21 protein-coding genes are annotated in these 25,498 nt (G+C 44.6%); 11 read left to right on the forward strand and 10 right to left on the reverse strand.

The features are described from left to right. Positions 1–22: 22 nt before the first annotated feature. The 3 genes from fabF (at position 23) to GO755_RS07000 (ending at position 3,959) form a co-directional block, all read left to right on the forward strand. Positions 23–1,273: a beta-ketoacyl-ACP synthase II gene (gene fabF / locus GO755_RS06990; protein ID WP_157584000.1), complete on the forward strand. Its 1,251-nt coding sequence runs from the start codon at positions 23–25 to the stop codon at positions 1,271–1,273. 3 nt (positions 1,274–1,276) lie between these two features. After that, positions 1,277–2,038, forward strand: coding sequence for a ribonuclease III (gene rnc, locus GO755_RS06995; protein ID WP_111346076.1), 762 nt, complete (start codon positions 1,277–1,279; stop codon positions 2,036–2,038). Positions 2,039–2,411: 373 nt separating this feature from the next. After that, positions 2,412–3,959: a Do family serine endopeptidase gene (locus tag GO755_RS07000; protein ID WP_157584001.1), complete on the forward strand. Its 1,548-nt coding sequence runs from the start codon at positions 2,412–2,414 to the stop codon at positions 3,957–3,959. Between the two features lie 167 nt (positions 3,960–4,126). Here the strand turns inward: GO755_RS07000 and gmd are convergent, their stop codons facing one another. Together gmd and GO755_RS07010 are read right to left on the reverse strand one after the other, a co-directional pair. After that, positions 4,127–5,239 (reverse strand): GDP-mannose 4,6-dehydratase, encoded by a 1,113-nt coding sequence (gene gmd, locus GO755_RS07005; protein ID WP_157584002.1) that lies wholly within the window; start codon positions 5,237–5,239, stop codon positions 4,127–4,129. An 82-nt stretch (positions 5,240–5,321) separates the two neighbouring features. Then, entirely contained in the window at positions 5,322–5,906 is a 585-nt protein-coding gene (locus GO755_RS07010; RefSeq protein WP_198174771.1) for an SPOR domain-containing protein, read from the reverse strand. A gap of 122 nt (positions 5,907–6,028) precedes the next feature. On the opposite strand from GO755_RS07010, the gene murB reads away from it, so the two are divergent. Continuing rightward, on the forward strand, positions 6,029–7,054 hold the full coding sequence (gene murB, locus GO755_RS07015) for a UDP-N-acetylmuramate dehydrogenase (RefSeq protein ID WP_157584003.1): 1,026 nt from the start codon (positions 6,029–6,031) through the stop codon (positions 7,052–7,054). A gap of 88 nt (positions 7,055–7,142) precedes the next feature. Here murB and GO755_RS07020 read toward each other — a convergent pair whose 3' ends face one another. Together GO755_RS07020 and GO755_RS07025 are read right to left on the reverse strand one after the other, a co-directional pair. Then, positions 7,143–8,057: an ROK family protein gene (locus GO755_RS07020; RefSeq protein ID WP_157584004.1), complete on the reverse strand. Its 915-nt coding sequence runs from the start codon at positions 8,055–8,057 to the stop codon at positions 7,143–7,145. Positions 8,058–8,211: 154 nt separating this feature from the next. Continuing rightward, positions 8,212–8,901 carry an SDR family oxidoreductase gene (locus tag GO755_RS07025; protein WP_157584005.1) on the reverse strand — a complete coding sequence of 230 codons (690 nt, stop codon included), beginning with the start codon at positions 8,899–8,901 and terminating at the stop codon, positions 8,212–8,214. A gap of 161 nt (positions 8,902–9,062) precedes the next feature. On the opposite strand from GO755_RS07025, the gene GO755_RS07030 reads away from it, so the two are divergent. Next, positions 9,063–9,794, forward strand: a complete 732-nt coding sequence (locus GO755_RS07030; RefSeq protein ID WP_157584006.1) for an MlaE family ABC transporter permease — start codon at positions 9,063–9,065, stop codon at positions 9,792–9,794. A gap of 80 nt (positions 9,795–9,874) precedes the next feature. Next, positions 9,875–10,621, forward strand: a complete 747-nt coding sequence (locus GO755_RS07035) for an ABC transporter ATP-binding protein (protein WP_157584007.1) — start codon at positions 9,875–9,877, stop codon at positions 10,619–10,621. A gap of 5 nt (positions 10,622–10,626) precedes the next feature. On the opposite strand, the gene GO755_RS07040 is transcribed toward GO755_RS07035, so the two are convergent. Together GO755_RS07040 and GO755_RS07045 are read right to left on the reverse strand one after the other, a co-directional pair. Next, positions 10,627–12,723, reverse strand: coding sequence for a ComEA family DNA-binding protein (locus GO755_RS07040; protein ID WP_157584008.1), 2,097 nt, complete (start codon positions 12,721–12,723; stop codon positions 10,627–10,629). A 154-nt stretch (positions 12,724–12,877) separates the two neighbouring features. Beyond that, positions 12,878–14,134: a hypothetical protein gene (locus GO755_RS07045; RefSeq protein WP_157584164.1), complete on the reverse strand. Its 1,257-nt coding sequence runs from the start codon at positions 14,132–14,134 to the stop codon at positions 12,878–12,880. 208 nt (positions 14,135–14,342) lie between these two features. Between GO755_RS07045 and GO755_RS07050 the strand changes: the two genes are divergently transcribed. The 4 genes from GO755_RS07050 to GO755_RS07065 all read left to right on the forward strand — a co-directional run bounded on the left by GO755_RS07050 (position 14,343) and on the right by GO755_RS07065 (position 18,982). Continuing rightward, positions 14,343–14,972, forward strand: a complete 630-nt coding sequence (locus GO755_RS07050) for a thymidine kinase (RefSeq protein ID WP_157584009.1) — start codon at positions 14,343–14,345, stop codon at positions 14,970–14,972. Positions 14,973–15,054: 82 nt separating this feature from the next. After that, positions 15,055–17,277 (forward strand): type IX secretion system anionic LPS delivery protein PorZ, encoded by a 2,223-nt coding sequence (gene porZ / locus GO755_RS07055; RefSeq protein ID WP_227686878.1) that lies wholly within the window; start codon positions 15,055–15,057, stop codon positions 17,275–17,277. 153 nt (positions 17,278–17,430) lie between these two features. Beyond that, positions 17,431–18,411: a pyruvate dehydrogenase complex E1 component subunit beta gene (locus GO755_RS07060; RefSeq protein ID WP_157584011.1), complete on the forward strand. Its 981-nt coding sequence runs from the start codon at positions 17,431–17,433 to the stop codon at positions 18,409–18,411. A 211-nt stretch (positions 18,412–18,622) separates the two neighbouring features. After that, on the forward strand, positions 18,623–18,982 hold the full coding sequence (locus GO755_RS07065) for a hypothetical protein (RefSeq protein ID WP_317165811.1): 360 nt from the start codon (positions 18,623–18,625) through the stop codon (positions 18,980–18,982). 248 nt (positions 18,983–19,230) lie between these two features. Here the strand turns inward: GO755_RS07065 and GO755_RS07070 are convergent, their stop codons facing one another. The 4 genes from GO755_RS07070 to GO755_RS07085 all read right to left on the reverse strand — a co-directional run bounded on the left by GO755_RS07070 (position 19,231) and on the right by GO755_RS07085 (position 23,148). Continuing rightward, positions 19,231–20,862: a YceI family protein gene (locus tag GO755_RS07070; RefSeq protein WP_157584012.1), complete on the reverse strand. Its 1,632-nt coding sequence runs from the start codon at positions 20,860–20,862 to the stop codon at positions 19,231–19,233. A gap of 244 nt (positions 20,863–21,106) precedes the next feature. Next, positions 21,107–21,529 (reverse strand): hypothetical protein, encoded by a 423-nt coding sequence (locus tag GO755_RS07075; protein ID WP_157584013.1) that lies wholly within the window; start codon positions 21,527–21,529, stop codon positions 21,107–21,109. A gap of 250 nt (positions 21,530–21,779) precedes the next feature. After that, on the reverse strand, positions 21,780–22,400 hold the full coding sequence (locus GO755_RS07080) for a hypothetical protein (protein ID WP_157584014.1): 621 nt from the start codon (positions 22,398–22,400) through the stop codon (positions 21,780–21,782). Between the two features lie 238 nt (positions 22,401–22,638). Then, positions 22,639–23,148 carry a GNAT family N-acetyltransferase gene (locus GO755_RS07085; RefSeq protein WP_157584015.1) on the reverse strand — a complete coding sequence of 170 codons (510 nt, stop codon included), beginning with the start codon at positions 23,146–23,148 and terminating at the stop codon, positions 22,639–22,641. Between the two features lie 353 nt (positions 23,149–23,501). On the opposite strand from GO755_RS07085, the gene GO755_RS07090 reads away from it, so the two are divergent. After that, complete coding sequence (locus GO755_RS07090) at positions 23,502–25,208, forward strand: hypothetical protein (RefSeq protein WP_157584016.1); 1,707 nt, start codon at positions 23,502–23,504, stop codon at positions 25,206–25,208. Positions 25,209–25,498 lie beyond the last annotated feature (290 nt).

Here is a 25,498-nt window from a genome sequence, read left to right on the forward strand (position 1 = left end):
TTTCATTACGCAGTATAGCTGTATGACATTCAAACGAGTAGTAGTGACCGGCCTCGGTGCGTTGACACCCATTGGCAATGATGTACCCACTTATTGGAACAACTTAGCCGCCGGTGTAAGCGGGGCCGGTCCCATTACGAAGTTTGACGCCAGCAAGTTTCGGACGCAGTTCGCCTGCGAAGTGAAAGGGCTGGACGTCACTCAGTTCATTCCCCGGCAGGAAGCCCGTAAGATGGATGCGTTTACGCATTACGCACTCATCGCTACCGAAGAAGCCGTTCGTGATGCTAATCTGAATCTCGATACGCTCGACAAAAACAAAGTCGGTGTTATTTGGGGATCGGGCATTGGTGGGCTCAAATCGTTTGAGGACGAAATGATCGACTATGCCAAAGGTGACGGCACTCCCCGTATCAATCCTTTCTTTATTGTCCGCATGATTGCGGATAGTGCATCGGGACAAATTTCAATGCGTTATGGCTTTCGGGGCACCAACTACGTGACCGTATCTGCCTGCGCATCCACTAACAACGCCATTATTGACGCGTTGAACTATATTCGCTTAGGGCGGCTGAATATGTGTGTTGTGGGAGGATCTGAAGCGGCTGTAACAAAGGCGGGTATTGGTGGTTTCAACGCCAACCGGGCTTTGTCAGAACGTAATGATTCGCCTGAAACAGCCTCCCGGCCATATGATAAAGATCGGGATGGATTCGTATTAGGTGAAGGCGCTGGCTCTATTATTCTCGAAGAATATGAACATGCGCTGGCTCGTGGAGCCAAAATTTACGCAGAGTTAATTGGGGGTGGAATGTCTTCGGATGCCTATCATATTACGGCACCTCATCCTGATGGCTTAGGCGCATTTCTGGCGATGCAGGACGCCCTCAACGACGCTGGTATTTCGCCCACCGACATTGATTATATTAATACCCACGGTACCTCAACCCCGATTGGCGATCCACAGGAACTGAAAGCTATTCATCAGTTGTTCGGAGAGCATTCGTTCAAGTTAAATATTAGCTCAACCAAGTCGATGACTGGTCATTTGCTGGGAGCTGCAGGTGCTGTTGAAGCGATTGCTTGTTTAAAAGCGATGGAACATCAACTAGTTCCACCGACAATTAATCACTTCACTGACGATGAAGAAATTGACCCGCGCTTTAATTTAACCTTCAACACGGCACAGGAGCGATCCATAACAACCGTGATGAGTAATGCGTTTGGGTTCGGAGGTCATAATGCCATCATCATTTTCCGTAAACTTAGCTGAGTCGTGCAACTCGCTCTGCCCCGTAGTTTATTCAATCCTCTAGAGTGGTTTCGGTCTGGCAACAGCGATCCGCGTAAGAATCTGCGCCGGTCAATTGGCCATATTATTGGCGCACGTCCGTCAAATCTTGGATTGTATCAACTGGCCTTGCGTCATACGTCGGCCTCAAAAGCGACGGCCATTGAGGGATTTCGGGAATCAAACGAACGACTCGAATACCTGGGCGATGCTGTACTAGGAATGGTTATTGCTGAGTTTCTCTTCAAAAAATACCCCTACAAAGACGAAGGTTTCTTAACCGAAATTCGCTCCCGCATTGTGAATCGGGAAACCCTTAACGGCATTGCCCGTAAAATAGGTCTCGATCAACTGATTGAATACGATGGCAGTCGTACACGTAGCCTGCCTGCTCGTACCTCCATGTATGGCGATGCCCTCGAAGCTTTGGTAGGGGCAGTGTACTTAGATAAAGGATTTCGATTCTCGCGCCAATTTATCCTTAAAGACCTATTGTCTCACTACGATATTGAATCGGTGGTGCAGAATAATGGCAACTACAAAAGCCGTCTGATCGAGTGGGCGCAGCGCGAAGGGAAAGAGATTCGTTTTGAAATTGTCTCCGAAAAAGGCAACAGTCACTTCCGCGAATTCATCGCACAGGTTCTTGTTGACGATGAAGCCTTTGCTACAGGTAGTGGTTACAGCAAGAAAAAAGCCGAACAAGCTGCTGCCGAGAAGGCCTTTGAGCTCCTGGCTATAAAGTAGACTTTCCCCTTTTATACCTTATTAGATAGCAGGCTCCTATCTTGCCTATAAGTTAATCTGTTGATCTTCTAATCAATAATTGTTCATTTTGACATATTTTTTGTTCTATTGAGCATAGAGGCATGTCAAATCGTCATGATTATTCTCATTTATACGGTTGGTATAAAATTTGGGAATTATAGTAAATTGGTTGGCGGTTAATGTGGGTTAAAGAGTCATTAAGGGTTAAAATGCCTTCTAACAAAGCCTTGTTAAATTTTGTTAAGCCCCCACAAGACCTGGATTTTTCGGAAGTGACTTTCCGTTATACTAACAAGACAGAGAAAGCTGTCTCTAACACAAAAAGAAAGCAATTAGATTTTCCCATTTAAACATGAAAAGCAACTGGAAATTATTAGCGTTGATAGCACTCCTGTCGAGTGGAATTACGCTGGCCGCTTACAGCCTGTTGGGATTCAACAACCGGGATGTAATTTTTAACGAATCGTCGCAGACACCAACGATTATGGGCCGATTGGCCTCAATGCCGGGTGGACCTTCATCTGTGCCGGGTGATTTCTCAACGGCTGCCGAAGCCGTTACGCCAATGGTTGTGCATATTCGTACCACAATGACCCGTACCGTTCGTCAGCAACAGATGCCTGACATTTTCCGGGAGTTCTTCGGTGATGAGTTTGGTGGTCAGCGGCAGCAGCCTCGTCGGCAACAGGGACAAGCATCTGGCTCTGGCGTAATTATCAGCAAAGATGGTTATATCGTTACCAACAACCACGTTGTGCAGGATGCCGATGAGGTTGAGGTAATTATGACCGACAAACGAAGTTTTAAAGCCAAAGTAATTGGTACTGATCCATTAACTGATTTGGCAGTCATCAAAGTAGAAGCAAATAATTTGCCTGCCATCACACTTGGCGACTCTGATGCATTGAAATTAGGTGAATGGGTATTGGCTGTGGGTTATCCACTTGACTTAGAGTCGACTGTAACAGCTGGTATTGTTAGTGCTAAAGGTCGCCGGATTGGTATTCTGGATCAGGATTATGCACAACGCCAAGGTCAACAAGGCCGCACGAGCACAGACAAACAAGGTGATACACCCGTAGAAGCGTTCATTCAAACTGATGCTGCCATTAACCCAGGAAATTCGGGCGGTGCATTGGTAAACCTGCGTGGTGAATTGGTAGGTATCAACTCTGCAATTGCATCGGCTACGGGTTATTACAGTGGTTATGGCTTTGCTGTACCAGTATCGCTTGTGAAAAAAGTATCGGCAGACCTGCTTAAATATGGCAATGTGCAACGCGGTTACCTTGGCATTCTGCCTGTTGAATTAAACAGCACAGTTGCAAAAGAGAAAGGGGCAAAAGTAGGCCGTGGTATCTATGTTGAAAAAGTTGTTGAAAAAGGTGCCGCAGAAGCTGCTGGCCTGAAAAAAGGTGACGTTATCGTAAAAATGGAAGGTCAGACACTCGACTCGGATGCCCAAATGCGTGAAATCATCGGTCGTCGTCGTCCAGGAGATGCCGTTGCCGTTACGATCAACCGTGATGGTACCGAACGTGATGTTAAAGTTGAACTTCGCAACCGGGATGGTGGACGTGATATCATCAAGAAAGCAGACGTCACAGCGGCAAATACTTCGTTGAATACCCTTGGTGCTCAATTTGAAGAACTCTCTGCTCAGGATGCTAAACAACTAGGCGTTAGTGGTGGTGTTCGGGTGAAAAAGATCATGGATGGTAAACTGGCCGAAACTGATGTTGAAGAAGGTTTTATCATTGTGAAGGCAAACGGGAAGAACGTTAAGAGTACAAAAGATCTTCAGGCTATTATGTCGTCCGTGAAAGAAGGTGAAGGGTTGATGCTCATCGGCATGTATCCCAACAGCTCACGGATGTACTACTACGCTGTTCCAGTGTAAAAAGTAAAACAGCAGTAAGTTTGTAAGTAAAAAGTGGTAAGTTCTGCTAGCAGAACTTACCACTTTTTTTTGTGTATAAAAAAGCGTCGGATTAAAATAACCCGACGCCAAAATTTTAACAAACTTCAGGAATGACCTACAATCGCTCTACTTATCACTTATGGTTTCTATTCGAAATAATTCAATATCTGATGGCCGCTACTAGCTAAAAGTTGATCACGTCGGAAAAGATTAATATCAGAAGTCATCATATCTTTTACCAAGGCAGGTAAATCATATTTTGGTTTCCAGTTCAACTGGGTCATTGCTTTGGTTGGATCGCCAAGCAGTAAATCAACTTCTGTTGGTCGGAAGTATCGAGGATCAATGCACACGACCGCTTTACCGACCTCAACAGGAAACTCAGGATTGGTTGAACTAGCTACTGTGCCAACTTCATTAACGCCTTCGCCAGTGAATGTCAGTTCAACACCAATTTCAGCAAACGACATCCGTACAAAATCACGTACGCTGGTTGTTACGCCGGTAGCGATCACGTAATCTTCGGGCTTGTCCTGTTGCAAAATCAGGTACATCGCTTCAACATAGTCTTTGGCATGGCCCCAATCGCGTAGAGAATCCATATTACCCAGATAAACCTTATCCTGCAATCCCAGACCAATACGTGATACGGCACGGGTAATTTTACGAGTTACGAAGGTTTCACCCCGTAATGGCGACTCATGGTTAAACAGAATGCCGTTACAAGCATACATGTTGTAAGCCTCCCGATAGTTAACCGTAATCCAGTAGCCATACAATTTAGCAACAGCATAGGGCGAACGAGGATAGAATGGCGTCGTTTCGGACTGAGCATGACCCTGGACGCCACCATAGAGTTCAGAAGTGGATGCCTGATAAATACGCGTTTTTTCGGTCAATCCCAGAAGCCGAACAGCTTCCAGAATACGAAGTGTGCCAATACCATCAACCTGAGCGGTATATTCGGGCTCATCGAAGCTTACCCGAACATGCGACATAGCGCCAAGGTTATAAATCTCATCAGGCTGAATTTCCTGAATGATACGGATAATATTCGCTGAATCAGACAGGTCTCCGTAGTGAAGCTTTAAAGGCACTTTTTTCTCATGCGGATCTTCATACATATGGTCAATCCGCTGTGTATTGAAAAGTGAACTACGGCGTTTAATCCCATGTACTTCATAGCCTTTCGCTAACAGTAATTCGGCCAGGTAGGCCCCATCTTGTCCGGTAATCCCGGTAATCAGCGCTTTTTTCATATCATCCTTAACTGGTCAAGGCAAATGCCTAAATTTGTCGAAAACTAATCAAAGTTAATGTATACTAGCCTAATCTTATCAATTACTTTATTAATAGGCTACGTCGAATATCCACTTTATCAGGTTGTAATTGTGCGGATGCCATCAACCGACGAATCGATGTATAGTACCGTTCGGCATCTAAACGACGCATGAAGTCACCTACTTTAAGTCTATAAGTCGGTTGATTATAGCTTAAATAAGGGCTCAGTTCCGGAAAGTTCTGAGAGATCAACAATTTGGCAGCGTCCGCTTCCTGGCGTTGATTTCCAACATAAACCTGAATGCGATAGCCTGGTGCATAGCGTATTAACCGATTATGGGTAGCAATAGTATCAAGTACCAGATCCAGTCTTCGATTAATATGAAGTGCTTCAATTGGTGCATTCGGTTTGCGCGTATCTGTTTTGCGGGGCGTGGTTGCGGATGTCGTTACTGGTAAGGCTGGGCGACTCGTAACAGGTGAGTTAGGTGTTATTGAACCGTATACAGGCCTTACCGAAGTCAAATCTTCGTTATAGCTATTATAATCCGTAGCAGATCGACCAGAAGTGGCTGAACGGCTGCCTGCACAACCAGTCAGGATCAGTACACCCAGTATAAACACTCCCTTCAATTTGTAATGCATAGTGATCGGCAAATAAAATGCTAAAATAGCCATTTTGCCATTCGAATCACTGAATCCACTAAACGTATGAATAAACCCATGCCAGATTTTAGTTAATTTTGGCTATTCACCAGAAATACTACATGCTGAATATACAAAGCCACGTATCGCTCAAGCCCTATAATACATTTCGGATTGATGCCAACGCGCGGTATTGGGTTGAGATTAGCAATGAAGAAGATCTCCAGACTTTGCTTCATCTGGCTGACTTTATTGATACACCCAAACTGATTCTTGGCGGAGGGAGCAATGTACTACTATGCCAGAATTTTGACGGCTTGGTGGTTAAAATCAACATTCAGGGCATTGACATTGCTCGAGAAGACGATGATCATATTTACTTGACGGTCGGTGCAGGAGTCAACTGGCATGAGCTGGTTCTCTTCTGTGTAAAGAGAGGCTACGCAGGTATGGAAAATCTATCGCTGATCCCTGGTACGGTTGGAGCTGCTCCCATGCAAAATATTGGCGCCTATGGTGTTGAGTTAGAGCAAGTATTCGAGTCGCTCACAGCGATTCATGTACTAACCGGCAAAAAACGAACCTTTACCCACGCCGATTGTGCATTTGGTTATCGAGAGAGTGTGTTTAAGCGCGAATTAAAGGGTCAATATATTATTACAAGCGTCACGTTTCAGCTAGATAAACTACCTACATTTCACATACGCTATGGAGCCATTCAGGAAACACTAGTTGAAATGGGAGTATCAGAAGAGAATCTAACTATAAAAGCAATTAGTGAGGCTGTTATTCGGATTCGACGCAGCAAACTTCCTGACCCGGCCCAGATCGGGAATGCAGGTAGTTTTTTCAAAAACCCGGAAATTTCAACAACTCAATTTGATCTATTAAAAGCTAAGTATCCGGCCTTACCAGGCTATCCCACTGGTAATGATCTAGTGAAAGTACCAGCGGGTTGGCTTATTGAGCAGGCTGGATGGAAAGGGTATCGCTCTGGCGATGCAGGCGTTCATACCAAGCAGGCATTGGTATTGGTCAACTATGGCTCTGCTACGGGCGATGAAATTATGATACTCGCTAAACAAGTACAGAAATCCGTACAGGAGAAATTCGGAGTTTCTATCTCTCCAGAAGTCAATATCGTTTAAGTACTAAGTGGATACGTTGTAAGGGAGTAAGTGGTGCCGTGCGTCAACCACTTACTCCCTTACAACGTATCCACTTAGTACTTATTTTCTATTCAAAACAAAGCGAAGCCGCACCAAGCAAACCAGCGTCGTTTCCGAGTGTTGCCTTTTTAATGCTCAAGCCATTTTTGTAGTAATCATTGAGCCAATAATCGAGCGTCTTGTCAACAGCGGGTATAATATAGTCGAACGAAGCCGACAAGCCGCCACCAATCAATACCTGCTTAATATCTAGCACTTTGATAAGTGCAGCTAAGCCTTCACCTAGCATTTCACCTACTTCAGTCCAGATTTGTAAGGCTAATTCATCTCCTTCGGCAGCGGCAGCAACTAAACCAGTTGTTGAGATACTTCCATCAGCGGGCAAATGGGTATCGCCTTTAAATTCGCTCCGGCGCTCGTTAGCGAGATCCAGTAATTCTTTTTTGCCAATGTTACGCTCCAGTACGCGACCATTACGAGATGGGATATGTCCCGGTTCCATCGCATTGCCATCACCTCCAGTAAATATTTTCTTGTTAATAATGGCAGCGCCACCTACGCCTGTACCAAGCGTAATGAAAATGTAGTTTTCGGTAATTTTTTCTTCGGCAAAATAGTATTCGCCCAGCGCTGCGGCATTGGCATCATTAGCCAGAAAAAATTGAGTACCGGGAAACCGCTTACTTAATATTTCCACCATTGGAATACCATTGATTTCTGGAATGGCGGTAATTTCAAGCGGAACGGTTCGTTCACGGTTGAGCATACCGGGCAAGCCAATTCCAACTTTCTTTACATCCTTATTATTTAGCAATTGCAGCGAAACTGCATCACCAAAGCGATCAACGAAATGGCCCGATTCGCGCCAACTGATGGTGTCGTGGCTATAGAAATTGGAAATTTTACCGGTATTCGCATCGACAATACCCATTTTGACGTTCGTACCGCCGACGTCAATACCCAAATACTCAACGGAAGCCATTCGTAGCAATAATCAGTTTAACAGTGAACAATTTTCAGAGCTCAGGAATGATGAAGCAGGGCGCAAGATACGAAACAGTCTTTAGTCAACAGTCATTAGTCGGCATCTGTTTCAGGCTCATAAACTTCTAATAGGTAAAGCCAGCGTTTCTTAGCTAAATATCACCTAATTGGGGGCGGATAAGAATTTCTTCTACAACGGCACTTTTTGAAAGCGAATAAGCAGCCCAGGCACTATTAGCCACGTCTTCAGATTTCATAAACCGTTCTTCAGGCAGGTCGGTGCCCTCCCAGCTGGCTGTGAGCGTTGCGCCAGGAAGAATAGCCGTTACCTTCACTCCATGTGGTTTTAGTTCCTCCCGCAATACGCGACTCATTCCCAGCAACGCAAATTTCGAGATGCAATACGAACCACCATTCGTGTAAGGAGTGATACTTGCGGTGGAGCACATCATAAAAATATGACCCTGTCGACGAGAAATCATACCCCCAACTAAACCGCGTGTGAGATGGTACGCACTAGCAACGTTAGTGTTCATTAGCAGTTCAAACGTCCCTTCTGTTTCATTATGAATCTGTCCAGGCTGAAATATGCCCGTATTATTAACCAACACATCTACAGGCCGGTTGAGCGACTGGATATAGTCAAGTAAGACGTCGACCCCGGCTCGTGTCGATAAATCTGCAGCAACAGCTAGTATTCCAGACGTAGATTCCCCCGATTCTTGCCGATTCTCAATCGAACGAGCGCATATAATAGCATCGAATCCTTCTGCAACAAATCGGTCGGCAATGGCGCGACCAATCCCTTTAGTGCCGCCAGTTACAACAATCAGTGGGTTCATTAAAAAAATATTCTGTTTCTTAAGCCTTTACTCGCTGGGCTCAAGAAGGTTTCTCTTAGGGTGCAAGTTACATAGAAACCATTCTATCTTTGCCGGGGTTCTTTTGAGTATATAATACCGACCTGACCCGAGCAAAGTCGGTTTGTTTCGCTACTCGATTTATGTCACGATTAGGCAGTTACTTTATTTTTTTGGGTACTCTCTTCCGAAATCGAGAGAAACTCCGTGTTTATCTGAGCCTCATTCTGAACGAATGCACCTCCATTGGAGTCGGTTCTATTTTCATTGTGGCGCTGGTTAACACTTTTATTGGGGCCGTTACCTGTGTGCAAACGGCTTATAACCTCACGAATCCCTTTGTACCCAAAAATATTATCGCACTTATTGTACGGGATAGCTCTATTCTGGAGTTAGCCCCAACGCTATCATGCATTGTATTGGCGGGTAAAGTAGGCTCTAACATTGCCAGCGAAATAGGCACTATGCGAATCACTGAGCAAGTTGATGCGCTGGAGGTAATGGGTATTAATTCTAGCTCGTATCTGGTCCTACCAAAGGTCATCGCGTCTGTTCTGATGTTTCCCTTACTGGTCATCATGGCTGGTTTTCTGGCCATTCTGGGTGGATATATTGCAGGAACACTGGCAGGTGTTATTTCCTCTGAGGATTACATATCAGGGCTTCGTTTCGAGTATAAACCGTTTGGGGTCACGTTCGCGCTTATCAAAACTGTTGTATTTGCCTTTCTGGTCTCAACAATTTCAGCTTACCAGGGCTATCGGGTAAGCGGGGGCGCACTGGAAGTTGGTGCTGCTTCTACGGCGGCTGTTACAAATAGTTGTATTGCCATCGTAGCCGCCGATTTTATCCTGACACAGATGCTGCTAACTTAATTTTGAATGAGTGATTGGGTGAATGAGTGAATTGCTAGCAATTCACTCATTCACCCAATCACTCATTCAATCATCAGCCAATGATCGACATTAAAAATATATCAAAGACCTTCGGTGATCGGCAAATTCTGACGAGCATCAGCGGAACCTTCAAACCTGGCGATACAAGCTTGATTATTGGCGGGAGTGGCACGGGTAAAAGTGTACTGCTCAAGTGTATGATTGGCCTGGTTAAGCCCGATTCAGGAGAGGTTCTTTACGACGGGCGAAACTTCCTGACGAGTAACCTTGATGAACAGAAGGCAATTCGTCGGGAAATGGGCGTTTTGTTCCAGGGGTCGGCGTTGTTTGATTCTAAGACCGTTCTGGAAAATGTTCGATTCCCACTCGACATGCTTACAGAACAGACCGAAAGTGAAAAAGTTGATCGGGCGCGGGAGTGTTTACAGCGGGTTGGTCTGGAAGCTGCTGCCGATCGCATGCCGTCGGAAATTAGCGGTGGGATGAAAAAACGCGTCGGCATTGCTCGCGCTATTGTCTTGAATCCCAAATACTTATTTTGCGATGAGCCCAACTCTGGTCTTGATCCACTAACATCGATAAAAATTGACCAGCTTATCTCTGAAATTACGGATGAGTATCAGATTACAACGGTTGTTATCACGCATGATATGAACTCAATGATGGAGATCGGAGAGAAAATCATGTTTCTCTATCAGGGCAAAAAGCTCTGGGAAGGCAATAGTGATACACTTATCCATTCGAATGTGAACGAATTGAACGAGTTCATCAACGCCAATAAACTCATTCGGGAAATGGAGAAGTGAATTGTTCAAAACCGCCAACGCACCTGTACCTTTACTTCGGTTTTATGAGGAGCATCAATTTGATCAAGATCGGAGCCAACGGTATTTTGATTGGTGAGATCAGTCCGAGCCCAGCGCACCCAGACATCCAGATGACGATTTAAGCTGTACTGAGCTAATAAATAATGGCGAATCCCCCGATTGAAGTAGGCAGGAAATGAGAATGCATACAACACGTCGCGTTCATAAACATATTGCCGACTATCATAATCATCAGTGCCGAACAGCGCAACCCGACCACTTAAACTCAGGCGTCGATAGTCTAAAGTAGCATCCTGTATCAAAGCGAATCCACGAGAAGCCGATTGGCCCGAATAGATAAAACCACCCCACTGCGCCCGCGACCGTAGCGACAGTATACGCGTCAGTTTATAATCAGCATTGAGTGCATAACTCCAACGCGTTGTACCAACAACATCCTTAGCCTTTCCAATAGTTAGGTTTTTCTGTTTATGTTCTTCGTGATAGACCGCATAAAATGCTGTTTGTCGATTAGGTGTATAACGTGCCTGAAGCAAATAATCGAATCCATCAGACGGTTTGTCAACCAGATATTTCAACCATGGAAAATTGAAATAGTCAACAAAGGCACCCAGGGTTAGTTTTCGATAAACCGTATATTTCAAGCCCAAGTATGCACCCGATTCATTAATCGTTCGGCTTCCTTCGCTAAAGCCATTGCTGTAGAAACTATGAAAGTTGCGGTCATAATGGCGCAATACAATAGCCATATCAAGTTTTTTCGTGAGGCTAGCCAAAACACCGCTCACAGCCCCAAGCCCACCTGAATTCGTTGCAGAACCACTGCTATGAGCCACTTCAGCAAATAAATTCCAGTTATGCCAAATGTATCCCCCATGCAGCCCAACAACAAGGTTTTGCTGTCCAGTAAACTCATATTGGTTATAAGGCAGATCTCGCTTCTGAAAAAATTTATTAAAAGACGTACGAAGAAAAGTTAATCCAAGTTGAAATTGACGCCGGTTATGATACAGTAAATGCACACCTAGATTAGTTTCAAGCAAACTACCCTGATCATCAAGTTCAGACTGCGTCCGATGAAGACCCGACGTTTGCAGTGAGGTAGCTATGATCCCTAGCCCTGAACTATCAACTGCGGTATTAGCATCGCGATGGTTGCGGGCAGCAAACAAGGTTATATCCAGCGTTCGGTGCAACGCGTAAGTAGCGGTTCCACCCCGGAAATAGCCATATTCAGTAAGTGAGGTGTACGGTCGTGCACCCAGACTTGGCCTACGAATAGTCTGTACTGTTTCGGCACTTTTCCCCAAGACAAATCCGGCAGATAGCACCAAGCCCTGCCCTATCTGCAACTGATAATCACCCAATATAATATTTCGCCATCGGCCCCGATTCTGTATCTGGGCATGAAAAGAAATGTAATCAGCACCATAATGTCGTGTTGAAGGTTGCCAGTCAATTTGCTCACCAGGGTCTTTTTCCAGCGTTAATCCGATGCTAAAAGCCCTAGGACGGCTATAGCGATAACGAGCGTAGTATTGACCTGCATTGCCTAGATAACGAGAGGGTAGATTACCTTTTTTATCTGGAGTAGCTTCAGAAAAACCTTTCTGTTGCTCTAAAACACGCTCATAGCGTACAATCAGGTAATTATCAGTTGGAGTCGGCAAAGTTCCAAATAGTCCTGGTGTTCCAGCTACCGTAACGAAGGGCAACAAACGGCGAATTGTTGGCAAATCAAAGTCAGGTACTGCCTGTAACTCATAAATAGACAACAGGTCCCCGAATTCCGCCCGGTAGGTAGCTAGACTACTTAACTGACGTTCAGTGAGAAGGTAAGTCGTTTCTAATTCATCCCGGCTAGCACTATTAAGATCGAGGGGATTAGCGTAGAGTTGCGCCAGCGCATCATAAACAGATTGGTAATCAATATCTTCGGCTTGTACTGGGAACAGATCTTGCAGATACCGACTAATATCACCCGACCGATCTATTCGCTGACTTGGGGGTGTACTCTGTTGAGAAAAAGCAGGAACAATGGTCACTAATCCGACCAGTATGAGCAGATAAATAGTTCGCAAATCCTTTTTGTTCAAATATTGTTCTAGCTATCCTTCAGACTGTTCATCCCGTTGACCCAATCGTTTCAACGATTGACGGGAAGTAAGACGAGAAAAAAGGCTAAAAGATACTATTTGAAACAAAAAAGATACATAGCATATCAGGCGTTTTGTTTTACGAGAAGCGTCTCTTCAAAATTTCAACTAATTCACTTACTTCATCACTGCTCATATCCCACAGATACTGAGAGGCATATCGGTACGATATCAGGTCCAGCGCCTGCCCATAATTGTTCAGGGTATCGATTTCCTCAACAGCCTGATTGTAAGCGCTCGAATTGCCATTGAAGAGTTGATTAATAAATCGAAACTTTTGATTCAATGAAATACTCCGGGCAACACTCTCAATAGGTGCACGATGAAAAGTCTCCGCAACTGTAGATGGCTCTGCAGAAGCTGTTTCCCGTAATGTATCATTGAGCGAAGGGGGCGTATCTATAGCAATAATTGGCTGCCTGGTTTCCGTAGGCGTTGTAATTGCACCTGTTTGCAATTGAGACGGCTGACTAATAGGTGCTACAGGCTCTGGTCCGGCAGTTGTATCATCAAGAAATTTGACTCCACCTGAACTGGAGTTATCTACTAATTCGGGGGCAGGAGTTGGGTCAGGTTTAGGGGGTATGGCCGGATTGATCGTTTCGGCTAACGACTCTATCGCAACCAATGGTGCTGGTGGAACTGAAGATTCAATAGCCGTATCGAAGAATGATCGTAATGGGGCTGCGGGAATGCTATCGGGCACATGGCTACGTAGCAAAGCCGATACATCCATCGGTAATTTCTCCGAAAACTGGGCTACAAATTTATCATACTGCTCTATCTCATGGCCTTTCTGAGTTAGTGCCTCATCCAAATAAATCAGGGCCTGGTTGACGTAAATAAACGCTTTCCCATTCATGCGTTGCGTGATATGGGCAGGAATAAATTGATTAATCTTTGTATAGCGCACAATTTGCTTGAGAGCAGCAGCTGTCACCGTAAAGTCGGGTTGACCGCGTAGCACATCATCGAAATAAGCACGAGGATCGAAAATCATAATAATGGCTCGTCGCGTAGCATCGGCTAGTAGAGGCTCAAGGTGTTCGCGCCGAACCGAAATATATTGCGACACAACGTTCATAAAATTCTGCAATGCTTCCTGTACTTCCTCATTGGTAAAGTCAAAATAAGGACTCCGAAACTTTGCAGCATCTGCCTGCCATTTATCTGATAAACTACTGATGATAAATAAGTTAATTTGACTAATAGGAGTGAGCGAAAGAATCTGCCGACCATTCATAGTCGCATGCTGTTGATAGAAATCAGAGGCAATCCGACGAGCGTAGGATTTACTATATTCAGTAAGGGCGTTGGCGTTAAACTTGTTCGACATTAGGAAAAGCCTTTGTTTTGTAAATATATAACTTTCGGCTACAAACCGACTGTTGTCAATAAAGAAATCAAATGCAGCGGGATGCGCTCCATGATTCAGGCCCACTACGGGTAATCCATGTGGATAAATAAAACAATATTCGTTCCTGTTGTTCACGGTAGGTTGTAATTAGTATAACTAATCTGCACATTTTTACTGCTTTTACCCGATGTTTATTGAACCCTCCCGACGGCGCGATCCACCTCACCTGCGAACAGGTTGGATTGAAATAATTTGTGGCTCAATGTTCTCTGGCAAAACCGAAGAATTAATTCGTCGGCTCACGCGGGCTCGTATTGCTAAGCTAAATGTCCAAATCTTTAAACCTGCTCTGGACACTCGCTACCACGATGAAAATATCGTTTCGCACTCCGAAATGGCCATTCATTCAACACCTGTGCAAACAGCGGGCCAGATTCTCTTGCTAGCCGGTGATTGTGATGTAGTTGGCGTAGATGAGGCCCAATTTTTTGATAAAGACATCTCCGATGTCTGTAATGAACTGGCAAATCAGGGGAAACGCGTCATTGTAGCGGGCCTCGATATGGATTTCTCCGGAAAGCCTTTTGGCTGTATGCCTCAACTAATGAGCGTTGCCGAATATGTAACCAAAGTTCACGCCATTTGCGTCGTCTGTGGCGATATAGCCCAGTATTCTTATCGGCTCGTACCTTCGCAGGAACGCGTATTATTAGGCGAAACCGATAGCTACGAAGCCCGATGCCGACGCTGCTTTAACCTCGGCGACGAGGCAGGTCGAAAAGAATGGGCATACGAAAATGTCACGAATAATGAATAGTACTATTTATATAGTAATAAAAAAAGCAGGACTTAAAAAATCACTTTTTAAGTCCTGCTTTTTGTTAGTATTGTTTTATTCATTGTTCATCACTTCACATTTCGCATTCTCCCAAATTGGTACCTGGCAAACGCATGTTAGTTATCAGTCAGGGCAGTCGGTGGCGGTAATTGGGTCTAAAATTTATGCCGTTACTCAAAACGGTTTTTTTTATTACGATAAAACGACAAACGAAACCACTACGCTCAGTAAAACCTCAGGACTAAGTGATGTAGGTGTCAGTCGACTTTTGTATCTCGCTGATCAAAAAAAATTGCTCATCGCCTTTCGAAATGGCAATCTGGACTTCTTAACATTAACAGATGCAGGTGAACCGGGTCCCGTTGCTAATGTCAATACAATTGTTTCGGCATCAAACTTACCGACTTCGAGAGCTATCAATCACCTGAATCGTATTGGGAACAACGCTTATCTCAGCACCGACTTTGGTGTGGTTGTTTTGGATTTACTCAAGAATGAGATTCGAGATACCTATTTCAGTCAACGAGCTGACGGCTCACCCCTACCAATTTATGAGACAGCAGCTACTAACGATAGTCTATACGCGTTAACGGGTCCATTACGTTCGACGGACATGGGACTTAAATTACGGGCTATACGCTTTGCCGAAAATGTCAATATTGTAGATCCAGCCAATTGGCGAACAATAACTGAGCCTGGCTTGCAACTCTCATCTATAGTGTCTAATCAGGGGCGATTATCAGCAACTGTCAATGGAGTTGGGCTATATGAGCGGCAGACCAGTAAGTGGGTTTTAACCCAATCGCTGACGAATTCTATTATTCGGCAGTTTCCAGCAACAACAGGCCCAATCCTGGCTACAGATCAGTCAATTACACTGTTAGGCTTCGGTCAATTTTCAGGATCGCTCCTGACCGACCCTCGCGAGGTTGTAGCCGATGGAAATACCATATGGGTTGCAGATACGAAAACAGGCTTGCTGTTCGGAAACGCAGGACAATTTCAGCGGATTGCTCCTGAAGGCCCAACTCGTGACTCGTTTGTCAGTTTATACGCCTATCCGCAAACACTCGTAGCCTTACCTAGCGGTCCGCTCGATGCTACGTTGCTAACAGCGAATCAATCTCTTTATGATTTTTTTTCGGTAACTAGCGGGCGATGGAACACTGGTAATGCAACAACTACAGGATTAACCCGCGGTTTTAATTCATCGGCTTACTTACCTGCCGAACAGAAGCTTTATCTGAGTAGCTTTGGTGGAGGCCTATGGAGCCAAGTCGAAGGACAAACACCAGTAGCCGTTGCATTACCAGCTACAATAAGTCCATTTATCAGTAGTCTGGCAACGGATATCGATGGCAATCTTTGGATAACAACCGGACGAACGGTTTCTTCTCAGCAAGCTACATTGCACGTCCGGCGAGCTGACGGCACATTTCAATCTTTCTCCATTGTCAGTCAAACAAATATTGTACAGATCGTTCCCGACGACAATGGATTTCTCTGGCTCCGACCCGATCTGGGGGGAGGTTTATTGGTTGTTGATCCTCAAGGCAATCGTAGTCGTTTCTTGACAACTCAAACAGGCCAGGGCGGTTTACTTTCTAATAGCATTCGGGCGCTCGTAAAAGATCGCAATGGGTCTATCTGGGTGGGAACCGATCTAGGGCCAACTGTATTTGACAGTCCATACGCAGCATTTGACGCAACCATTGATGCCCAACCTCCCCTACTCAACCGACGTCGATTACTGGCCAATGAACTCATTACTGCTATTGCGGTTGATGGGGGTAATCGAAAATGGATAGGCACACAAAAAGGCGTCTATCACGTTGCACCCGATGGTTCGCAGCTTTTAGATACGTTCACGGCAGAGAATAGTCCGCTACCAAATAATACTGTTCAGGCAATAGCGATTGAACCCACGACCGGTAAGGTATTTATTGAAACTGGCCCATTAGGCAACTCCAATGGTCTGGTGTCTTACCAAAGCCCAGCTACAGAGCCTTCCGAAACGCTCGAGAGTCTAACTATTTTCCCAAACCCCGTCCGGCCAGACTTCAACGGTACTGTAGGTATAAATGGCCTAACTGAAAACGCAACCGTGAAAATCCTTGATGCAGGAGGCCAACTAGTCTACGAAACTAAATCTCAGGGAGGTTCGGCTACCTGGAACCTCCGTGATTATCGAGGTCGACAAGTACAAACGGGTATTTATTTAGTTGTAGTCGTTACGGCAGATGGTTCAGAAGGACTGCGTGGGAAGCTGGCCGTGGTTCGATAGGCCCTAATCATCTATGAATTTTACTGCATACTACAAGAAGCTGTTGACCTTCATTTGACGAATCAGGTCATTTTACCTACTTTTGATCAATTTTTCAGCAATCTAGCCTGATTGAAGTCAGGTAGGTAACTAACCGAAAGCAACACACTCAGCATGAGAGAAATACAGTTCCGCGAAGCCCTGCGGGAGGCCATGACGGAAGAAATGCGCCGGGACCCTCTGGTCTATCTGATGGGCGAAGAGGTCGCCGAATACAATGGAGCTTACAAAGTTAGCCAGGGTATGCTGGACGAATTCGGTCCGGAGCGCGTAATTGATACCCCCATTGCCGAACTTGGCTTTGCAGGTATTGGTGTTGGTTCAGCCATTAATGGACTGCGGCCAATCATCGAATTCATGACCTTTAACTTTTCGCTCGTTGCGATTGACCAGGTCATCAACTCAGCAGCGAAAGTTATGTCGATGTCGGGTGGGCAGTATTCTTGCCCTATTGTTTTCCGGGGCCCAACGGGTAACGCTGGTATGCTGTCTTCACAGCACTCACAAAACTTCGAGAACTGGTTCGCCAATACATCAGGTTTGAAAGTTGTTGTCCCATCTAATCCTTACGATGCCAAAGGACTTCTGAAATCGTGCATCCGCGATAACGATCCCGTTATTTTCATGGAGTCGGAGTTAATGTATGGCGATAAAGGTCAAGTGCCCGAAGAAGAATACTTAATTCCGATTGGTCAGGCCAAGGTTGTTCGCGAAGGCAACGACGTGACGATCGTATCGTTTGGCAAAATTATGAAAGTAGCTCTGGCTGCTGCCGACGAATTAGCCAAAAACGGCGTTTCGGCAGAGGTTATTGACCTGCGTTCAGTTCGCCCGATTGATTACGCAACGATTATCAACTCGGTGAAGAAAACCAACCGATGTGTTATTGTGGAGGAAGCGTGGCCACTGGCAGCTATTTCGTCGGAGTTGACCTATAACATTCAACGTAACGCCTTCGATTATTTAGATGCACCGGTTGTGCGTGTTAATAGCATGGACTTACCTTTGCCATATGCACCTACACTCATCGAAGCTATTCTACCCAACGTAAAGCGTACGTTGCAAGCGGTAGAGACGGTTATGTATAAGAAATAAGCTCGTAGCTTTACACAGTATAAAATCAAAAAAGCGTTGGCCAATGGACCAGCGCTTTTTTGATTTTGTTATAACCAAAAATACCCAGTCGTTTGAAGCGGCTGGGTATTGATTGGTGCAATTGTAGGTAAAACGCCCGAAGTATGATTTTAGTTTAGCCTTTGAAAAATAGTGAGATAGTTTTTCACTATAATCGTATTATGAATAAAGTGTGAATAAAACAGATATTCTCTTGGCTAAAACCAGCTTATTACGCCCTTCTGGACGAACGATTTATGAAGTAACTATTCAGTATACTGGCTCGTTAACGACCATTCGTCAGCGAGAGCCAACGGTCATCTTTTTTTCTAACCTCCGCAAAGCTGTAGATGCTGTTACAGCGGAGCTGGCTTTGAATAACTGGCCTCCTAAGATCAACTACACGGCTGTTTATCGGGGAGTGAAGCAACGCGATTTTTATAGCTGCGATTTCCACATGACTGATATGCGGGTCTTCCGGATTAAAATTGTTCCGCGCATTCTAAATCCAGCTTTGCCCCGATTAGGTATTGATGAAAATCCAGCGAAGTAAGATAGTGATGGGTATTGTCAAGGATGATCAGAGATAGTCAAGCGTTGTGGATAGATAAGGTCACGATCGACAGTCATCAATGTGCATCATTAACTCAACAAATAGCCGAAAGTGAGATGTTGATTCACGAGATGGCAATTTGAGATTGTAGCCAACTGCTACAAATATGATTTCACTTTTAAATAAGCAGGATTAGAAAACGGGCGATTTAAGAAACAGCTATATACCTTATCTAATGGATTCAGATGTTATTTTTTTGCTACGATTTTCATAAAGAGTTTAACCTCGTCCGAAATAGTTCCATCACCAGACTTAAAAAAGAGCTCTTCTGAACTATAACCGATACCCCAATCTGTTCGATCAATGACCAGCGTGCCATTCATCTCAACAGTTCCGTCCATTCCGTCCTTAAAATATATTTGGGCTGGAAAAGTAACGGCCTTCGTGATACCTTCAATAGTCAGGTTTCCTGTAACTTTTATATTTCCTTCATTAACTCTTATACTTCCATCATTTGGAACTTTTGTATTCCCATCATTCCCGGTTTCAACCTTCGTAATTGCGAATGTAGAAACCGGGAATTTTTTGACATCAAAAAATGCAGGTAATTTATTGTGTGGACCTGGAGTATCAAATTTTTGTTCGATTGTATTCATGTCGACTTCAGCTGTACCGCCCACTAAATGACGGTTGTCGATCAACAATTCTCCTTTTACTAGTTCGACGTCCCCTGTACCGGCATCATCACCACGGAACGTAGCACCTTCCCATCCGCCAAGTAACCTAGAGCCTTTCCAGATTACAACACTTTGCTTCGTATCTATGATGTATTTTTTCTGACCCTCTTTATTATAAAAGTCCGTGATGGTCTTTCCATCATACCGATACACGCCGGTCGCATCGCCAACCCAAATACTTCCATCGTTCGCTTCCGAAATCCCATAGAAAGCCTTTCCTGACATAATTTCGGTTACAATGGGCTTATTACTATACAAGGACTTTGCATCATAACGGGAAAGTGCCTGGACCGTCCAATTAGCAGGATTTACTGGACCAGTAGTCCAGATGTTTCCTTTTTTATCTTCGATTATTGCATAAGCACCTCTCTCCGATACCTTAGTAAAGGTACTACCGTCATAGCGATAGAGGCCACCGGTCTGGCTTACTTTAAAGCCATTGTAACCGCTGAGCCAAATAGTGCCTTTTCTATCTTCGATTATGCTCCAAACACCGAGAAAGGGTTCGCCTTTATGGGTTAACGTGGTAAATTTTTTCCCGTCATAAACAAAGGCGTCGCCCCTTGTGCCAACCCACAATTTCCCTGTTTTATCTTCGATGATTGTATTAATCTCATTATTCCAATGCCCTTCTTTATAAAAAAGCGGGGCGTTCGGAGAAGTAAAATTTCGAAACGATTTCCCATCGTAACGACTTATTCCACCTTCAGTGCCGAACCAAATAATGCCGGCTTTATCTTCATAAACAGACGTAACTCGATTATTGGCAAGACCCTGCGTGGTAGTGAAATGTTGAATGGATTTCCCATTGTCATAATAAACGCCTGAATCAGTAGAAGCGAACCAACTATTTCCTCGTCGATCTTCCAGGACATCCCAGAATATGTGCTGACCTAGTTTACTTGTAAGATTAGTAAACGATTTTCCATCGTATCGAAAAACATCACCAAATGATGAGTTGTTCGGGCCAGCAATCAAAATGGTGCCATTTCTGCCTTTTTTTATATTACGAACCATTATGTTAGGCCCTATGTCTTTAATCTCGGACTTGACATTATCTTGTGGTACGTTTGTTTGGTTTTGTCCACAGGAAGTGAGAAAAACAGAGAGTAAGAACAAAGCATATACGCGTGAGTAGTTCATCCTTTTTCCTTTTTTGATACCAACGAATTTCAACAAACCTACCAGTCTTTGTGCTGAGATATGTTGGAGGGCTCGTAAAAGAATGTTAACGAAACGTAAAAGCTGCTTTTACAGACTGCTGTAGATTTTTACCCCTAAGCAGGTGGGCATCTTGAATAAATGTTGCCTATACAACGGCCTCACGAAAACGCTGATTTTTTGTTAGCCTGGGAATCCAAAAAGGCTCGATAACTAACTGGTAGCCTTACCGGGTAGAAGTACTTAAGCCCTTTTTATCTAACATATAAGAGGTGATTTTTTGCGAATTGTTCACGTGAGCCGTTAACCAAAATACGCGTCTGGATACTTCGTTTACCGTGAAGATAGGCATGTAATCTGAGCTAATGACGTAGTAGTAGGTTTGTCCACGCTCAAAAGGAAGGGATTCGACCTGGTCGTTAACCAGCAGCCCTAAGCTATCGGCGTCGGTTTCAAGCAGAACGCACTCCCGACTCTTGATACGAATTGGGTTATCTGGATTCAAGCTTGTCCGTAGCATAATGGGTTTTAGCAGCCCACCACTGGTGATATTGAATAGATAAATTTTAGTGTAAGTTGGCGTCTGAGCGAACCCTACCTGAGCGAGCAACAGCAGCGTAAATAGCCCCACTTTGGTCAATCGATCCATAGTGATAGTCTATGTTTTAACGGGTGAACTAACGCGATTAGTAATGTAACGGAATTGTATAGGTTTTAGATTTGCTGCTAATTAATTTAATGTTTCTTTAAACGCTCCTATGTGAGACGAAGTGGATTCTGCTTAAATAAGGTACTCAGCCAGAAGGATGAGAAGCGATGACATAGCTCGAGTATTGGCAGATACTATATTGCGTTCACAAAGAGCTACAGATTATTCCTAGAAAGGCAAGGTTATCCCGCTATTTCAAGATTACATCTTTGATCTTAATGCGGAATAGGCCACCCGTGAACTGGGCCGTCTCTGGCATACCATTCTCTAGCCGGTTATAGACAGTCATATCTTCCTTAAAGGAAATAGCAAAGCGCCCTTCTACCACACCGGTTGCCTGATCGATCTTCGTCACTCTGATCCAACTAGGCTTTGCCCCCTGGTTGATATAGCGTTTCACTAGGCCGCCGGAATTGCCCACATACGAAAGGTTTGCCTGTTCATTTTTTATAGTGGTACGTTTATTTAGCTTGGCAAGGGTAGTGCGACCTTTTTTGAAGGGAATGTTATAAATCATCAAGATCTGGGTCCGGGTACAGTCGCCGTCAGCGCAACCCGTAGTCGTGTTAGGATTTGGCCCATTACCCATGCCTGGATAATCAATATCCGTATAGACCAGCAGGTTCAACTTCCTGACATTGTCGGGCTGTTGTGTCGATTCCTTGATACGCAACAGTTCACCGGTACCATACCAGGTAGAATCGTTGAGCTTACTGGTCACATTGAATGAACTGTTAGTAGAGAGCCTAGGCTGTCTGGCGCATCCGGCACCGATCAGAAAGAAGAATACGCAATAATTGATAGTCTTCATAGTTGCTTTCTTTGAAACAAGAAGAAGCATACTATTTAAAACTACTTATATAGTTATTGTTTTAGGTTAGCTTTACAAGAGTTAAAAACTCTGTAAATCACTATCTAAGTGCGTGTCTCCTAAAAGGCTCCTGTTTGAGACGAACTAGTTTTTAAGTATTAGCTTCTTAAGGCACGAAACGCCATCATGATGATAGGACTATTCAACCCCAACAAGATTAGATTCTATGTATTAAATGTCATAATCGCTTCCTCATCTGCCAAGCTCCTTTTAATTCTTCTTTAAAATAAGGTAAGTCTAGGCGCGTTTTTTCTTGTAACGAAAAACCGTTGCGTTCATAAAAGCGAATAGCTGCTTGATTCGTATCAATTACGTATAGGATCAATTCCTTTTTGCCCTTGTCTTCAGCTATATGAACGACCATATCCAAAACGGCTTTACCAATCCCGCTTCCCTTCTCGCTGGGCAACACATAAATTTTTTCCAATTCTAACCAAGGTTCCGTCAGCCTGCTGTAACCTAGCTTACAAAAACCAACGGGTAGCTTATCGTTAAAAATGAGATAATAATCAGTCTCGGCGCTTTTAATCGCTTGCCTTAGCTGATCAGGACTAAATTGCTGATCAAGGTACCAATCTAGCCCGCCCTCATGCCAATGATGGGCAAAATTTTGACTATAGGCATTAAGACAAATTTGTTGAAGTTGCTCTAGATCTCCCAATTGTGCTTTATGGATTTCTACTAACATTCGTATACCGTGTTGTTCTAAATTTGGCAATAGATTCACCTGACCAAGTAAATATAGGTTTTTGACTTATATGCTGACCTGCGGCTAGAGACGATTTTGCAGTTCCGCAATAGGTTGCTTTCGACATTGGGAAGTAGAGTAGGAAAGTGGTATATGGCCGGTTAGCAAGTAAACGGCTGTTGACTTAATCTCAACAAACGCTCCTTCGTCTTACAAAGGAGTGTTCATGTGTCTGCTCCTTAAATAGGGCGCTTGATAGAATACTACCGTATCCTCAAAAAGTAAACTAATCATTGACAGTCAACTGATTTATCCGTCAATTGATAGAAGATTTTTCTTTACTCGAAAGCTTCATGATCCGGCTCTACTTCTTCAGCATCTGTTTACTTTTTCTACCTGGCTTACTAGTAGCCCAAGGTAACTATGTGGCCAACACCGCCAGCGGCTCCTCAGCGGCCCCCTATAATACCCTGGTAGGGGTTCAGGCTGGAATAAATATCAACTCATCGGGTCAGGCCAATGTGTTTACGGGCTATCAGGCGGGCTATTCTACTACATCGGGTACGAATAATGTCTTTGTTGGATTAGGTACTGGGTACAATAATAAGACGGGCATTCAAAATGTGGCGGTGGGCCATCAGGCCGGTGTGGGTTCAGGATCAAATAATAACAACAATGTATCGATTGGCTATCAGGCCGGAGTAGGTTCGGGTTCGGTATCGGATGCGGTGAATATTGGCTTCATGGCTGGACATAATAGTACAGCAGTAGCCAATGTATTTATTGGCTCGGGTAGTGGCCAAGCGAATATAACGGGGACTAACAACGCTTTTGTCGGGTACCGGACTGGGTATTCCAATACAACGGGTGTTAATAACGCCTTTATGGGATATCAGGCTGGGTCTTCCAATACGGAGGGTTCTAACAACGCCTTTATGGGATATCAAGCCGGGTCTTCCAATACGGAGGGTTCTAACAATGCCTTCATAGGTGCTTATGCCGGGAATTACAATATGACGGGTAATGGCAATACCTTTATGGGTACTGAAGCCGGGCAGGTAAATACGACGGGGAGTAAAAATTCCTTTTTAGGATTTGGGGCTGGCTTGTCGAACACGACCGGAAACTTAAATGTATTTATCGGTACTCAAACCGGGCAGTATAATGACAAGGGGGAACAGAATACAGCGATAGGGGCCAATGCGAGCTTCCTGAACAAAAGCGGAAACTTTAACGTAATGGTTGGCGATTCAGCAGGATTCAATAACACGGTTTCAGGCAATACCTTCATCGGCTCCAAGGCAGGATACAATAATACCACCGCCACGAGTAATACCTTCCTGGGTTACCATGCGGGGTATAATGTCACCACCGGTAGTAACAATATTATTATTGGTCCCACCTCAGGCACTGCCATTACCAACGGCAACGACAACGTGCTAATGGGCTACAACAGTCAGGCCGATGAAGGCATCTTCAATGGCATCGCCATTGGCTCTGGAAGCCGGGTAGCCGCCAGTAATGCCTTGATTCTGGGCAATGGGGTGAATGTAGGGATTGGTACCTCGGCGCCAACGGATCGATTGGAAGTGGTGAGTCCATCACCCGATAAAAGTGGTATTAGAATGACCAGGCTGACGTCGGCCAGCTCCCCCCAGCGCACCACCGATCAGTTTCTAACCGTGGATGAACGGGGCGAGATTGTCAAAGCCAGGTATCAGCTCCGCATTAACAGTCCAACTGAATGGAGTGATCAGGTCTTCCGGGCAACTTACCCTTTGCGCTCCTTAGCGAATGTCGATTCCTATGTACAGCAGCATGGTCATTTACCCGGAGTCCCCTCTGCCGAGCAGATGGTTAAAGAAGGGGTTGATCTGGTAAGGCTGAACGCTACCTTACTGGAGAAACTGGAAGAGTTGACCTTGTATAGCATACAGTTGGAGAAGACGAATCAACACCTTCGTAAAAAAGATCAGCAGTTAGCATCTGAAAACAAGAAGCAACAACGAGAGATTGATGAATTAAAGAGGCTGATGGTACTAGTACTTCAGAAGAAGTGATGGAGGGTAATCTCACATAAACGCTCCTATTTACAGTACGTTCCGCTTCTCATCAGCCAAGTGAGGAATTGCCTACTCGGCATCGCAGTGGCGCTCCACCTCCGTCCCGTTCCGCTCAACTACTTAGCCTTTAGCGATCGGTTCAGGTTGGTACGGGCCTGGTTTACCGTGAAAACTAAAAGCAGGCCCAATACAGCTCCAGCCAGGAGAAAGGTTATCGATAGGTTCTTCATCTATTTCCATTGATTAGTTAAAAAGGTAACTCAAAACGGGGTTACTTGTTAGCGGTA

Source organism: Spirosoma arboris, assembly GCF_009754945.1.
GTDB lineage: Bacteria > Bacteroidota > Bacteroidia > Cytophagales > Spirosomataceae > Spirosoma > Spirosoma arboris.

Coding starts and splice junctions, on each gene's coding strand:
- fabF (WP_157584000.1), top strand. CDS start 23: ATGACATTCAAACGAGTAGTAGTGACCGGCCTCGGTGCGTTGACACCC.
- GO755_RS07000 (WP_157584001.1), top strand. CDS start 2,412: ATGAAAAGCAACTGGAAATTATTAGCGTTGATAGCACTCCTGTCGAGT.
- gmd (WP_157584002.1), bottom strand. CDS start 5,239: ATGAAAAAAGCGCTGATTACCGGGATTACCGGACAAGATGGGGCCTAC.
- GO755_RS07010 (WP_198174771.1), bottom strand. CDS start 5,906: ATGCATTACAAATTGAAGGGAGTGTTTATACTGGGTGTACTGATCCTG.
- murB (WP_157584003.1), top strand. CDS start 6,029: ATGCTGAATATACAAAGCCACGTATCGCTCAAGCCCTATAATACATTT.
- GO755_RS07020 (WP_157584004.1), bottom strand. CDS start 8,057: ATGGCTTCCGTTGAGTATTTGGGTATTGACGTCGGCGGTACGAACGTC.
- GO755_RS07025 (WP_157584005.1), bottom strand. CDS start 8,901: ATGAACCCACTGATTGTTGTAACTGGCGGCACTAAAGGGATTGGTCGC.
- GO755_RS07030 (WP_157584006.1), top strand. CDS start 9,063: ATGTCACGATTAGGCAGTTACTTTATTTTTTTGGGTACTCTCTTCCGA.
- GO755_RS07035 (WP_157584007.1), top strand. CDS start 9,875: ATGATCGACATTAAAAATATATCAAAGACCTTCGGTGATCGGCAAATT.
- GO755_RS07045 (WP_157584164.1), bottom strand. CDS start 14,134: ATGTCGAACAAGTTTAACGCCAACGCCCTTACTGAATATAGTAAATCC.
- GO755_RS07050 (WP_157584009.1), top strand. CDS start 14,343: ATGTTTATTGAACCCTCCCGACGGCGCGATCCACCTCACCTGCGAACA.
- GO755_RS07060 (WP_157584011.1), top strand. CDS start 17,431: ATGAGAGAAATACAGTTCCGCGAAGCCCTGCGGGAGGCCATGACGGAA.
- GO755_RS07070 (WP_157584012.1), bottom strand. CDS start 20,862: ATGAACTACTCACGCGTATATGCTTTGTTCTTACTCTCTGTTTTTCTC.
- GO755_RS07075 (WP_157584013.1), bottom strand. CDS start 21,529: ATGGATCGATTGACCAAAGTGGGGCTATTTACGCTGCTGTTGCTCGCT.
- GO755_RS07080 (WP_157584014.1), bottom strand. CDS start 22,400: ATGAAGACTATCAATTATTGCGTATTCTTCTTTCTGATCGGTGCCGGA.
- GO755_RS07085 (WP_157584015.1), bottom strand. CDS start 23,148: ATGTTAGTAGAAATCCATAAAGCACAATTGGGAGATCTAGAGCAACTT.
- GO755_RS07090 (WP_157584016.1), top strand. CDS start 23,502: ATGATCCGGCTCTACTTCTTCAGCATCTGTTTACTTTTTCTACCTGGC.